Here is a 13,489-nt window from a genome sequence, read left to right as displayed (position 1 = left end):
CACCCAGTGGTCCTGTGTGAGGCTTACGTGTAGTCGCTCATGCTCAGCTGCACGGGCGGGTAGTTACGCTTCACCAGCGCCTGTGCCCACAGTTCCAGCACGGCGCGCCGGCTTTGCGGCATGTCGCGTGTGATGGGCATGGCCAGGGTGCTTTCCTCCTGATATTGCTTGCTGATCAGCACGATCAGTTGGTCGACGGCGCCCTCGATGCGCGTCAGGTTATTGAGCGGCATGTACTTGCTCATGATCGGGTACAGGTAATAGAACGGCTGCAAGATGAACGGGTAGATGAAGGTCTCCCAGATCAGCTGGCCGGCGTCCTCACGCTGATAGATCAGGTTCCAGGCGTTGACGAAGTCCTGCTGCATCTGCGGTTCCAGCGGCAGCACGCGCAGCGGTGCGAGGAAGTCGGTAAAGGCCTGGTTGAGTGGGAAACTGAACGGAATCACCGGCGCCTGCTCACCTTCCTGCACAAAGAAACGCAAGGTCGGAAAGCCCGGCGCCTGGGCCGTGACGGTCAGGTTGGCGATGCCATTGGCATCGGTCTGAATCTTGGTCACGCTGTATTGCACGTTGCTGTTCAGCGGGTCTTGCAGCGTGCCTTGCAGGGCAATCGGGTTGACGAACTTAAGCGTCGGGCTTAAGGCGACTGCGGCCGGTGTTTGCAGGAATTGCTGATAGGTCACCGGCGTCGTCTGATCGGCTGACACCGCGAGCCGGGTTGCCATGAGCTGACGACCGGTGCCTTCGGTGATCTGGCCGAGCAGGGTCTTCGCCCCGCTAAACTGCGGCAGGCAGGGGCTGTTGTTGGCCGGGTTCTGCGGGTCGTTGTTGAACAGCGAAAAGTCCGCCGCGTTGCTGAACGCCAGGTAGTAATCGGTGGTGCACAGCATGTAGGCATTGCCGTATTCCGCCACCCATAACGTGGTGCCGGCCGGTGCGGGCTGGCCGTCGTGTTGCACCATGATTTGCAGTGTCTTGGTGTCGCCCACGTCAATAAAACTGGCGCTCTCTACCACCTCGGCGGTCCACATCTGCTGGGTCGCGGCGATGATTGGCGTGGTACCTGGTTGTTGCAATTCCAGGCTGCCAGTTTGCAGCTGCGCCTGAGCTTGGACGGTCAGCGGCAGGTCGAGGATGCCGGCGCGTTTGTCGAACGCCAACTGCTGGTAGTCGTCATAGCCAAAGCTTGCCAACGGGCTGAATTGCGTGCCTTGGCGGATGCCAATCTGGTAGTTGCCGGCCTGGTACTTGGCGGCAACGGGGATCTCGGCCTTGCTGTCGACGGGGTAGAACGGGAACGCGTTGCCCAGGTCCAGCGACAAGGTCGTGCCATGGGCCTGGGCCGAGATCACGCCCAGTTGGACCTGGCTGGTGGTACCCGGTGAGGTTTTGTAGATGGGCACCTTTTGTGCTGGCACCAGGCGCCGGCCCGCTGGCGCGGTGGGGAACTCATCCTCAAACCACAGCCCCAGGCTGCCTACGGTGCGGCTATAGGCCGGGTTGAAAAAAATGTCACCGGCGTTATCCAGCGCCTGTTGATACATGGCTTGCACCTTGGCCTGGGCTTCGGGCGTGGAGCTGTGGGTGTCGATGGGCGGGTAGTTATTGAAGATACCGTTCTTGTCGTAACAGGTCAGGTAGGTGGTAAAACGGAACATCAGGCCCTTGGCATTCTGTTGCGCCATCTGCGCCTGCAGATTTTGCAGCAAGGCCGAGTTGCCGATCACCCATGCCAGGTTTTCTTTCGGGAAGCAGGTCTGCCAGGTGGTGGTCACGTACGCCAGGCCGCCGAGGTTGGCCCAGTTGAAGTTGAGGAACCGGTCGAGCATGCGGTGCTCGCGGTTGAGCGTCAGGCCGCACTCGGCATTGCCCAGTACCAACTTGTCGAAGTACAGCGCGGTAAAGGTGTTCTGCCACGGGCTCACGTCGACAAAGCGCGCCGGGGAATTCGGCGCGCCGCCAAACGGGTTGCCGAGCAGCTGATAACTTTGGTTGATCAGCGGGTCCTGGCTCACATAACCGCCGTCGGGCAACTCGCCGCCCGTGATCACCGACTGGGTCTGGTTGTAGCTCACGGTGCCGCAGGCGTTGTCGCCGAACAGGTTCCATTCGCCGGGGATCATGGGGGACGCCAACTGCCCGGCATTGCCCGGCACCTGCATCACGTAGTCGGGTACGGCGGCCGGGGCCAATGGCGCGATGGTCCACGGCAGCAGGTTGCTGGCGGCGTTCAGCGGCGTGATCTTGAAGGCTTCCAGAAACCGCCAGTTCATCTGCATTTTCACCGCATCGTAGAGCGGGTACATGTCGTTATTGTTGGCGGTCGGCGGGTTCCAGAACATATGGCCGCCGAGGTAGATACGCGGGAAATTCAATACGCTCATGTGAGGCTCCTTAGCGTTGCCACTGGGCGCGTTTGAGCGACCAGACAAAGTCCAGTTTGTGATAGCCGACAAAGTCGGAGGCCGGCAGTTCGGCGGTGGGGTAGACGATGCCGCCCTGTTGTTTGAGGGCGAAATTGAAGTAGCCCTTAGTCGACGAGTACGCGGCGGTGCTGTGGCACGCGAAGCACGAAGACATGCTCTGGAACGCCGATTCCAACTGGGAGTTGGCGAGCAAGGTGGGCGTGGTATTGGACTGCACGCCGATCAGCTCGTATTGCGCCAGCGTCGGGTAACTCGCCTGAAAACTGACATTGACCGGTTGCGCCGCCGTGGTCGGCCCGGTGCTGTTGGTCATCGGCGTGGGCGGGATCGCGTTGGTCACGGTGTACTTGCCGTTGTTGCGGTTTTCGAAGGTGGTCCACACCCAGTCGGGGTTCAGTTTGTTGATCACGTGCAAGCCGCTCAACGCGGCATACCCGACCACGTACTCACTGCCTTGCTGGTAGTAGGTCTGGGCGATGTAGTAGCCGTCGTTGGCCAGTTGCTGCTGATAGGTCGGGTTGTTGCCGATCCACAGCCAGGCGGCCTTCAGTTCCCACGCGGTGGAGGGGAAGTTCAGGTCGCTGGTCAACGCGGCCTGGCCATTCACGTTGTAGACCTTCTGCTGCACGATGTAGTTGAAGGTGTCCGGCCCCATCAGCAGCTGGAAGCGCACCGCCTGGCCTTGCTGGGCTTGCGGCACTTGCCCGCCCATTTCCAGGATCAGCCCGTCCACCTGTTGCGTGGCATTGAGGTTATGGAACATGCGGTTGGCGTTCATGCCCATCGCCTGGGCTTGCGTCAGCACCGCGGGTGGCACGGGCACGCGCTGGGCGTAGGGCAGGGGTTGCGCGCCGTTGGCCAGGTAGACCTGATCCGACGGCTTCATGGTTTCCCAGACCAAGTCAGGGCTTTGTGCCGCAGCGGGTTGGTTGAGGCAGGCAAACCAGTTCCAGGCCAGGGTTTCGGGGCTCTGGGTGAAGGTCGACCGGGTCTTGTCGATGTCGCCACCAAACTGCAAGAAACCCGTGCAGTCGAAGGGCGTGTTTGCGCCTTGGGCCTGGGCCAGTCCGGCCAGTGCACTCAAGACAGTGATAGATAAGGCTCGCCGCATGGAAGCTCCTTGGCATTGGCCAGTTCCAGGTGTGGGCGCCCCAGGAAATGTTCCAGGAGCAGTTGCTTCACTGCCGTCGCCGCAAGGTGCTGCGGTAACGCCAGATCACAATTGGTGATCAGCAGCGGGCCGGTCTGCGCGCTGCTGGGCAGGCGGCCGTGGCTGCCCCGCACGAGGCGGGTGTCCAGCGGGATCAGGTCCATGTAGTAGCGAAAGCCGAGCTTTTTTTGCAGCAGGCGGCGCGCGACTTTCAGTTTAGGGAAGCGAATCGCCGGGTCGATAAATAGCTCGACCGGGTCGTAGCCGGGCTTGCGGTGGATGTCCACGGTGCGCGCAAAATCCGGCGCCTTGCGCGCGTCCAGCCAGTAGTAGTAATCAAACCAGTAACCCGCCGCGGCCACGGCCACCAACTCGCCGCTGCGTGGGTGGTCCAACTGCCAGGTGCGTTGCTCGGTTTGGTCCAGCACCTGCTCGATACCCGGCTGGCGCTGCAGCAAGGCTTTGACGCGGGGAATGTCCTGCGCCTGCTTCACATACACATGCGCGACCTGATGATCGGCCACCGCAAACGCCGCGCTGGCGCCAGGGTCGAGCAACTCCCAGCTCAAGGATTGGCGCACTTGCAACAGGCCTTCGGCGCGCAGCACGCGGTTGATCGACACCGATTGCTCGACCGCTTCGATGCCGTATTCGGAGAGCAGCATCACCGCCGCGCCCTGCGCCTCGGCAAAGCTCAGCAAGCGGCCCACCTCGGCGTCGATGGCGCGCACTTCATCGGCAATCGACGGATGTTCAGGCCCCACGCGCTGCAAGCTGTAGTCCAGATGGGGCAAGTAAATCAATTGCAGGTGAGGGCGATTGAGCTGGAACTCGGCCATCGCGCAATCGACGATCCAGCGGCTCGAGGCAATGCCCGCCGCCGGGCCCCAGAAGCCATGGAAAGGGAACTCGCCAATCTGCGCCTCGATCTGCTCATGGAGCCCGGGCGGCGACGAATACAAGCCGAACTGCTTGCGCCCATCGGCCGGGTAATGCGGACGCGGGGTGATCGCGGCGTCCACGTCGGCGTACATGTTGTACCACCAGAACAACTGGCTGCAGCGAAAACCCGGGATCTCACGCTTGAGCGTGTGCCAGACTTTTTCGCCCTGGATCAGCGCGTTGGGTTGCAGCCAGAAACGCACTTCAGCCTGGTCGCGAAAGTACCAGCCATTGCCGACAATCCCATGTTGCGACGGCGGCGCGCCGGTGAGGATCGAGGCCTGCACGGTCGAGGTGACGGCGGGGAACACCGGTTGCAGGGTGGCCATCTGGGCGGTCTTGAGCAGGGCATTGATGTGCGGCGTCGCTTCACCCAACAGCGACGGCGTCAGCCCGACCACATTGATCAGCAACAGCGGTTGTTCAGAGGGCATCGGCGTATACCTTCTGCACGTGCAACAGGTTGCGCTGGCGCAGTTGTTCTTCGACCCAGCGCAGTTCGGCGGCAATGCCTTGCAATTGCGCAGGCTCGGTGGCGGGCCGCAGCTCAAAGGGCAGCACGCCCCAACTGTAGGTTTCCACCTCCAGCACCGGGCGGAAATCGCCATGGGCCGCCAGGTAGTCGAAGGTCTGCGCCAGCGCCACTTGGCTGCCGCTGAGTTCGGGCAACAACAGGTGTTCGCTGAACAGTGGAATGTGGAAATGGATGCGCAGTTCGTTGAACCCGGCGCAATGCGTCAGGGCGGCGGGCAGGTCCGGCCAAGCCACTCGGCGGCCCTGTGCGTCGAGCGCCTTCACTTGGTGCAAGTAGGTGATTTCGGCAAAGCTGCTCAGGGTCTTGAGCACGTGTTCGCGGCGCTGTTCATCGTCAGACGGCAGGCGGCAAATCAGCGCGTTGGACAGCTGGACCTTGCCCACCGGCACCCCGGCCTCACGCAGCCGGTCCAGCGACTGGTAGCAGTCTTCAAACATCACCGCCTGGTGGCACACATCAAAACACAGCGCCAGGTAGGCATGGTTCGGGTCCATGGCTTGCCGGCGCTGGAAGAACGCGATGGCCTGCTCGGTAGTCTCCAGCACGCAGTCCGGTTCCATCTCCAGGCAGAACACGATTTTCTTGCCGGTTTCCCAATGCAGGCGGGCGAGCGCGGCGGTGAGTTGGCTCAGGTGCTCATCGGCGCGTGCCTGCAAGGCCTCGTTCCAGGTGGCGGCATAGCCCAGCGGTACGCTGGAAATCACCCCTTGGCGGCAGTCGGGAGGCAAGGCGTGAGCGAGGATGCGCGCCAGGTCCAGGCTGTAGGCTAGCCGTTGCGGGTCGGCCCAGTTGGGCAGGTAGACGTCGGCTTTCACCGCGCCCTGATGGAATTCACCATAGGGGAAACCGTTCAGTGACGTCAGGCGCAGGCCGCTGTGCTGGAGCAATGCCAGGAACTGCACACGCGCCGAATCCTGCTGTAGTTGCGCCGCCGCGTGAGCGCAAATCCACAGGCCGCTGTCCTGTTCCTCTAGCCCGCGCAGGCTGCGCACGCCTTGAAAGTGCTGCTTGATGGAGGCGCGTAACCCGGCCAGGTCACGGGCCGGGTGCACGTTGCTGCAATACCCGACCTGGGCGGCCGTCCAGCTGCTGGCGGCACTCATTTGACCACCGGGTCCTGGCCGCGCAGGGCCGAGTTTTCCTGCCATTGCTTGCGCTGGTCGATGGGCAGTGGCGTGCTGACCAAGGCCTTGTCCAACTGGCCGCTCTGGGCAAAAAAGTCCACCGGGTTGTGGAACAGCACCTGTTCCACCTGGGCTTCAGTAAAGCCCGCTGCCAACATCGCCTGGCCGGTCTTGGGCACTTTCAGTGGGTCGCTGATGCCCCAGTCGGCGGCGCTGTTGACCACCATTTTTTCGGTGCCGTATTCCTTGAGCAAGGCGACCATGCGCTGCTCCGACATCTTGGTGTTGGGGTAGATGGAATGGCCGCGCCAGCACTCGCTGTCGAGCACCAGCGGCAAGGTCAGTTCGTTGAGGTGGTCGATGATCACCAGGTGCTCGCCGATCCCCACGTCGCGGATCACCGCCAGGGTGCGTTTGGTGCCGCCGATCTTGTCGCGGTGTGGCGTGTGCACCAGCACCGGCAGGTTGAATTGCTTCGCAAGCTCAAGCTGCGCGGCAAGAAAGCGATCTTCTTCAGGGGTGATGTCGTCGTAGCCGATTTCGCCAACCGCGACCACGCCTTCTTTCACCAGGTAGCGCGGCAGAATCTCCAGCACTTCATTGGCGATCGACAGGTCATTCGCTTCTTTGGGGTTCAGGCCGATGGTGCAGAAATGGTGGATGCCGAACATGCTCGCGCGAAAGCGTTCCCAGCCCAGCAGCGTGTCGAAGTAGTCGACAAAACTGCCGACGCTGGTACGCGCCTGGCCCTGCCAGAACGCCGGTTCGATGACGCCGGTGATGCCGGCGGCCGCCATGTTCTGGTAGTCGTCGGTGGTGCGGCTGACCATGTGAATATGCGGATCAAAGTACTTGAGCATGGTGAATCCTCGTCAAGGGAAGGCGATGTGCGTCAGTTCAGGTAGGCGTGCCATTGCACCGGCAAACGCAAGCCGCGCAGGCGCTGCTGTTGCGCCGGGCTGAGCAGCTCGAAGGCAATCACCCGGGGCAGCCCGGGGGACACGGTTCGTTCGGCGGCGAGTTGTTCGTCGAGCAGGTCGAGGGCCAACTGATTAAGCGTGACGCCGTGGCGTTGCGTGAGGCCGACCAGGCGCCCCACGTCGAGGCCCATGCCGAGTGCCTTGAGCACCAGTTGGTGAAAGGCGCGCTCCGAGTAGTGGCGTGACGGGTAGGCCGTGTCGAGGGCGAGGGCGGCAAACACCTGCGGGTTGCTGGTGCGCCCGGCCTGCAAGGCCAGTTCCAGGCACTCGCCGTCGCTGTCGAGCCAGTCGAGGGCGCTAAGCAGAGCGATTTTTTCCTGATCGTCGCCCCACAGGAACAGCTGGCGCAGCAGCGGCAACTGCTCGGCAGCCTCGGTGTGTTCGAGTGCCTGGGCCAGCAGCAACCCGCGCGCTAATTTCACCGAAGGTGCCGGCAGGTAACGCTTGCACTGGCCGCTCAACAGCGCCGCTGTGGTGGCGCTGGGTTGCTGGGCAAGCTGTGCCTGCGCCGCTTGCCACCCTTGCAGTTCGGTGGCTTCCAGTTGCTGGCTCAGGGTTTGTTGGCGTTCGGTGAGGCCATCCTGGCGTATGTTCATGTCGGCTTGATCCAACGCTGAAAGTGGGGGAGCAGAAAAAACACCAACACACACAACAGGCTGCCCAACAGCTGGTTGGCTACCGCCAGCACCAGTGCATCGAACAACGGCAAGGCGGCCAGGCCCGCGCCGATAAACGCGCGGACGTTTCTGTGCTGCGGGTGGGCCAGGTGCTTCCAGTAATGCCAGCCCAGCCAGGCCAACCACAGCAGCAGCACCGGCCAGAACCACAGGTTGTTGGAGTAGAACGCCAGGGCCAGCGGGCTGAGCATCAGCAGCAACGGCAGGCGGCTGATCAACTGGTTGCGGTGTTCCTGGCGCGCCAGGTAGGTCAGGCCGCTGATGTACACACCGAGCAGAATCGCGCACAGCCAGATTGGCTCCGGCGGCACCGCCAGGCTGGCCGCCGCCGTGAGGTACAGCGCCGAGCGGCAGGCGCCCATCAGCCACACGCTGTGGGCGTATTTCTTGTGCAGCAGGTTGTAGCCGACGATGCAGCCGACCAGCAGCACCACGCCGCCAAGCAGCCAATGCGGCTGGTCGATCAAGCGGCTCAAGCCCAGCACCGCCGCGGCGGCAAGGATCAGCAACAGTGCGGTGGCCAGGCCGACTTGCTGGCGGCTGGCCAAACCCAGGGTGATCGGGCGCGGGTTGTGATGTTGCTGGTCCCAATCAGCATCGAGCCAGTCGTTCAACAGCATGCCGGCCAGGTACAGCAACGACAGCGTGATCAACAGCAGCACCCACACCTGCGACGACGGCGGCGCCAGCGCGCCGGCACTGCTGGCGAGCAGGGCGGCGGCCAGGGTGTTGGTCCACACCGTGGGCAGGTTGGAAACCCGGCCGAGGGTCATCCAGGTTTTCATCGGGCTCATTGTGCGTAACCCTCACCCAGTGGCAGCGGCGCAACACTGCGCGACGCCAGCCGTTGCAGCGCCGCCTGCATCTTCGCGCTGTCGATTTCATGCAGGTCCACCGACTGGCCGATGCGGTTGAGCATCGGGATCGACAGTTGCCCACCCAAGTGCTGGCGGAACTCCTCCAGGCCTAGCAGCAGCGGCGAGCGGCCCTGTGCATCGATCAAACTCAGCTCCGGCGGGCACAGGTTGAAGCCCAACGTGCACAACAGGTTCATCACCCGCTCAGTGTCGGTATCGCCGAGCAGCCCCAATGCATTGGCATACAACCCATCCAACGCCATGCCCACCGCGACCGCTTCGCCATGGCGCAGCCGGTGGTGGCTGAGGTTTTCCAGTTTGTGCGCGGCCCAGTGCCCGTAATCCAGCGGCCGACCGTTACCGCGTTCGAACGGGTCGCCGGCACCGGTGATGTGCGCCAGGTGCAGCTCGGCGCAGCGGCGAATCGCGTAGCGGCTGGCGGGGTGATCGAAGCGGGCGAGGGCGTCGGCGTGCTGCTCCATCCACTCGAAAAATGCCTGGTCCTTGATCAGCGCCACCTTGACCGCCTCGGCCAGCCCGGCGATCTGGTCGCGGCGGGTCAGGCTGGTGAGCAACTGGAAGTCATTGATCACCGCCGTGGCGGGGTAGAAGGCGCCCAGCAGGTTTTTCTGGCCGAAGGCATTGATGCCGTTTTTTACGCCAATGCCGGCGTCGTTCTGGGCCAGCACGGTGCTGGGAATTCGGATCAGGCGAATGCCGCGGTGGAAGGTGGCGCAGGCGTAGCCCACCGCATCCAGCACCGCGCCGCCGCCTAGGGCCAGCACGTAGCAGTGCCGGTCCAGGCCGTGTTGCAGCATGTCGGTGTAGAGCTGCTCCAGCACTTGCGCGTTTTTGCTCAGCTCACCGGCCGGCACGGCGATGGGCGCGGCGTGCACGTGCAGGTCGGCATGGGCGGCGAAGTAGGCGTCGATCTGTGCCAACAACTGAGGCGCGCTGTGCAGCAGTTGCTCATCGGCAAACACCATCACCTTCACCGGCCCGTTGTGTGGGTGAGTGAGTTGCTGATGCAGGCACGGGTTGAGCGGGTCGAACAGGTGGTCGGTGAAGATCACCGGGTAGTCGTAACGGACCTCGAACCGCCCGCGCAGGGGCTGATCCACACTGGGCTTGCGCTTGAACAGGCTGTAACCGGCCACAAACGCCAGCGGCAACACCATGCTGGCGAGGAGGGTGACCAGCAGCGCGTGCTGCTCGATCAGCAACGTGCCAATGGCGGTGTAGGCCAGCGCCAGCCCCGCATTCGCCAACGTGGTAATCAGCAAAAACGCGCGCAGCGGATAACGCTGCATCCCGGCGGCCACTACCGACGTTTCCGCCAACACCGGCACACCGCGCAGGCAGATCAACGACAACGTACCCAGCCGATACGCCAACTGCCCAGGCTGGCGCTGATGCAGCCCAAGGCGGCCGGACAGCAACCGAAAATAACCGGCCCCCAGCGCATAACCCAACCCGGCGCCCAGGCACAGCCCGATAAAAATCACCAGGTAACCCCCGAGGCTGCCGAGTACGGCCACCGCCAGCAGCGCGACCATGCTCGACGGCACCGGCAGCACCACGTCGAGGGCGAGCAGGGCGATCAGCAGCAGTGCCAGGTTGAATGCTTGGGCAGGTGTCGAGGGTTGGTACAGGTTGAGGTGAGTCAGGAACGCTTGGATCTGTTGTTCAAACAACAGGAAGCTGGCAATCACCAGCACAGAAAAGCCCATCAACGACAGCCAAAAATGCGCGGCTGGCCCCTTTTTCGAAAACGCACGATACCACCGGCTGCGCTTCATCAAAGCATCCCTTTTGAGAGTTAAGACTTAAGTTCCGTGTCACTGTTAAGCGCTGTTTTTAGAGCAATAGAACCCCTGGCCTGAAGGGCGGGTTGTATACGTAATGGCTGATGGCTTTCACGGTATTCATGAACTTAGCCGGTTGTGGTTGTTTTGCAAGTTTGCGAAGGGATGTGTTTGAAACTGGCGTTTTAGGAGGCGCAGCCAGGCGGTGTTTATTCAGTGTTTACAATTAGTTGTATGGACTTTTTCCGCGCGTCAATAAGCCGTTGTTCGTGGCCCTTGCCAGTAAAAACTTAATCAATAAGTCGCTAGGTTCGTTATGTAGATTATTGCCGCTGGCTATGGAGTTTCCCGTGAGGTTGTGTGGAGAAACGATGACCATGCTGGGTGCAGACTTCAATTGCCCACGAAGCGAAAACCACCGGATAGCTTGTCCTTGAGAAACCCCACCAACGCAGTCACTGACTTCGGCACATGCGGGGAGTACGGCCGAATCAAGTAAATCTCATCGGCAAACGCGCCTTTGAGCGTCCAGCCCTTGAGCACCTGCACCAACGTGCCACTGGCCAGCGCGGCATGCGCGCTGAAATCCGGGAGCAGGGCGATGCCCAGGTGGTTGAGCGCCGAGTCACGCAGGGCTTCGCTGTTGTTGGTGGAAAAGCTGCCGGCGATGGGCACGGTGATGCGCTCGACTTTTTTGCCGCCGCGTTCGAAGGTCCACGCCGGCTGGTCGGTGCCCCGTGGGTAGTACAGGCAGTTATGCGTGCTGAGATCGCTGGGTTCACGCGGCTCGCCGTGCTGTTGCAGGTAGGCCCGCGTGGCGACCAGCACCGAGCCGGTGTCGCACAGTTTCCACGCCACATGGGTTTCCGGCACCTGGAAGCCGTGTCGCACCGCCAGGTCGTAGCCTTCGGCGGCCAGCGAACTCAGGGCGTCCGACACGTCCAGCTGGATGCGCACCTGGGGATAGCGCTGCAAGAATTCGGACAGGTGCGGCACCAATTGTTGTCGGGCAAACGCTACCGGTGCGGTGAGGCGGACCAGGCCGCGAATCTCCCCGGCAGAGTCGCGCACCGAGGAGAAGCTGCGGGCGATGTGTTCATAGGCGCTACGCACTTCGCGGGTCAATGACTGCCCCGCATCGGTCAGCCGCACGCTACGTGTGGTACGGGTGACCAGCCGTGTACCTGTGGCCTTTTCCAGGTCCGAGATACGCTGGCTGACCGCGGATTTGCTCACGCCCAGGCGCGCGGCGGCGGCGGTGTAGGTGCCTTGCTCCTCCAGCACTGACAGCCAGTGAATATGCGTCCAGAGCCCCTCGATCTCAGCCTTTTCCATGATTCTATTGTTCGCTTATAAGGACAATAAGTTCTGGATTCTGCTCTGGTTTGGAACAAACCGAAAGCCTATCGTGGGCTCCAACGTTACCGACCTGGGATCAACTGCCATGAGCATCACCCTCGAGCACTACATCAACGACCAGCGCGTTTCCCGCGATGATCGCTATCAGGACGTCTACAACCCGGCCACTGGCGAGGTGACCGGCCGTGTCGCGTTGGCCAGCCGCCAGACCGTGGGCGAAGCCGTCGCCGCCGCCCAAGCCGCGTTTGCCGGCTGGGCCGACACGCCGCCGATCCGCCGTGCCCGGGTGCTGTTCGAGTACCTGCACCTGTTGCGCGAACGCAAGGACGACCTGGCGCGCATCATCGTCGCCGAACACGGCAAGGTGTTCACCGACGCCCAGGGCGAAGTCGACCGGGGCATCGACATTCTCGAATTCGCGTGCGGCATTCCGAACCTGCTCAAGGGCGAACATTCCGACCAGGTTTCGCGGGGCATGGACAACTGGACGATGCGCCAGCCACTGGGTGTGGTTGCCGGCGTGACGCCGTTCAACTTCCCGGTGATGGTACCGATGTGGATGTACCCGATCGCCATCGCCGCGGGCAACACCTTCATCCTCAAGCCAAGCCCGACGGACCCGAGCGCCTCGCTGTTCATGGCCGAGCTGCTGCGCGAAGCCGGCTTGCCCAAAGGCGTGTTCAACGTGGTGCAGGGCGACAAGGAAGCGGTGGATGCACTGATCGAACACCCGGACGTCAAGGCCGTGAGCTTTGTCGGCTCTACGCCGATTGCGCAATACATCTATGAAACCGGCGCCCGCAACGGCAAGCGTGTGCAAGGCCTGGGCGGCGCGAAAAACCACATGGTGGTGATGCCCGATGCGGACATCGAAAAAACCGTTGATGCGCTGATGGGCGCGGCTTACGGCAGTGCCGGCGAGCGCTGCATGGCGATCTCGGTGGCGGTGCTGGTGGGCGATGTGGGCGACAAAGTCATCGCTGCCCTGACCGAGCGTGCCAAGCTACTGCGCATCACCGACGGCCGCGATTTAAAGGCCGAGATGGGCCCGATCGTTTCGCGCGCGGCACTGGAGCGCATCAGCGGCTACATCGAACAAGGCGTGCAAGCCGGCGGGCAATTGCTGCTCGATGGGCGTGACTATGTGCCCACCGAACCGGGCCTGGAAAACGGCTTCTGGCTCGGCGCTACCTTGTTCGATCACGTGACGAAAGACATGAGCATCTACCGCGAAGAAATCTTCGGCCCGGTACTGGCCTGCGTGCGCGTGGATGACTTCGCCGAGGCGATCAAGTTGGTCAACGACCACGAATTCGGCAACGGTGTCAGCTGTTTTACCCGCGACGGTAATATTGCCCGCGAGTTTGCACGGCGTATCGAAGTGGGCATGGTCGGCATCAACGTGCCGATCCCGGTACCGATGGCCTGGCACGGTTTTGGTGGCTGGAAGAAGAGCTTGTTTGGTGACATGCATGCCTACGGCACTGAAGGCGTGCGCTTCTACACCAAGCAGAAGTCGATCATGCAGCGTTGGTCGGAGAGTATTGAGCAGGGCGCGGAGTTTGCGATGCCCGTGTCTAAGTAACATCGGAACACTGTAGGTCAACGGTGGGAGCGGGCTTGCCTGCGAT

Annotated in this window: 10 protein-coding genes; 1 reads left to right on the top strand and 9 read right to left on the bottom strand. The window is 62.3% G+C overall.

Going from position 1 to position 13,489, the window contains the following annotated elements:
- Nucleotides 1-23: 23 nt before the first annotated feature.
- From GJU48_RS13875 to GJU48_RS13835, 9 genes are all read right to left on the bottom strand, one after another.
- A complete protein-coding gene (locus tag GJU48_RS13875) occupies nt 24-2,387 on the bottom strand; it encodes a hypothetical protein (RefSeq protein ID WP_094951851.1) in 2,364 nt (787 codons plus the stop codon).
- A 10-nt stretch (nt 2,388-2,397) separates the two neighbouring features.
- The gene (locus tag GJU48_RS13870; protein WP_094951852.1) at nt 2,398-3,540 is read right to left on the bottom strand and encodes a hypothetical protein; all 1,143 of its coding nucleotides are present in this window, start codon (nt 3,538-3,540) and stop codon (nt 2,398-2,400) included.
- The gene (locus GJU48_RS13865; protein WP_094951853.1) at nt 3,510-4,955 is read right to left on the bottom strand and encodes an alkaline phosphatase family protein; all 1,446 of its coding nucleotides are present in this window, start codon (nt 4,953-4,955) and stop codon (nt 3,510-3,512) included. The genes GJU48_RS13870 and GJU48_RS13865 overlap by 31 nt, the downstream gene beginning before the upstream one ends.
- Nucleotides 4,945-6,159 carry a metabolite traffic protein EboE gene (gene eboE / locus GJU48_RS13860; protein ID WP_094951854.1) on the bottom strand — a complete coding sequence of 405 codons (1,215 nt, stop codon included), beginning with the start codon at nt 6,157-6,159 and terminating at the stop codon, nt 4,945-4,947. Before eboE ends, GJU48_RS13865 begins: the two co-directional genes overlap by 11 nt.
- On the bottom strand, nt 6,156-7,040 hold the full coding sequence (locus GJU48_RS13855) for a TatD family hydrolase (RefSeq protein ID WP_094951855.1): 885 nt from the start codon (nt 7,038-7,040) through the stop codon (nt 6,156-6,158). Before GJU48_RS13855 ends, eboE begins: the two co-directional genes overlap by 4 nt.
- 32 nt (nt 7,041-7,072) lie before the next feature.
- Complete coding sequence (locus GJU48_RS13850) at nt 7,073-7,756, bottom strand: EboA domain-containing protein (protein ID WP_094951856.1); 684 nt, start codon at nt 7,754-7,756, stop codon at nt 7,073-7,075.
- Nucleotides 7,753-8,622: a UbiA family prenyltransferase gene (locus tag GJU48_RS13845; protein ID WP_094951857.1), complete on the bottom strand. Its 870-nt coding sequence runs from the start codon at nt 8,620-8,622 to the stop codon at nt 7,753-7,755. The genes GJU48_RS13850 and GJU48_RS13845 overlap by 4 nt, the downstream gene beginning before the upstream one ends.
- Nucleotides 8,623-8,627: 5 nt before the next feature.
- Entirely contained in the window at nt 8,628-10,493 is a 1,866-nt protein-coding gene (locus tag GJU48_RS13840; RefSeq protein ID WP_094951858.1) for a 3-dehydroquinate synthase, read from the bottom strand.
- Between the two features lie 399 nt (nt 10,494-10,892).
- Nucleotides 10,893-11,834, bottom strand: a complete 942-nt coding sequence (locus GJU48_RS13835) for a LysR family transcriptional regulator (RefSeq protein WP_094951860.1) — start codon at nt 11,832-11,834, stop codon at nt 10,893-10,895.
- Nucleotides 11,835-11,943: 109 nt separating this feature from the next.
- Here GJU48_RS13835 and GJU48_RS13830 point away from each other — a divergent pair, with 109 nt between their 5' ends.
- On the top strand, nt 11,944-13,443 hold the full coding sequence (locus GJU48_RS13830; protein ID WP_094951861.1) for a CoA-acylating methylmalonate-semialdehyde dehydrogenase: 1,500 nt from the start codon (nt 11,944-11,946) through the stop codon (nt 13,441-13,443).
- The last annotated feature ends 46 nt before the right edge of the window (nt 13,444-13,489 follow it).

It is taken from the genome of Pseudomonas sp. IB20 (genome assembly GCF_009707325.1).
Lineage (GTDB): Bacteria > Pseudomonadota > Gammaproteobacteria > Pseudomonadales > Pseudomonadaceae > Aquipseudomonas.
The sequence above is the reverse complement of the archived record's forward strand: the minus strand, read 5'-3'. Positions and strand labels throughout refer to the sequence as shown.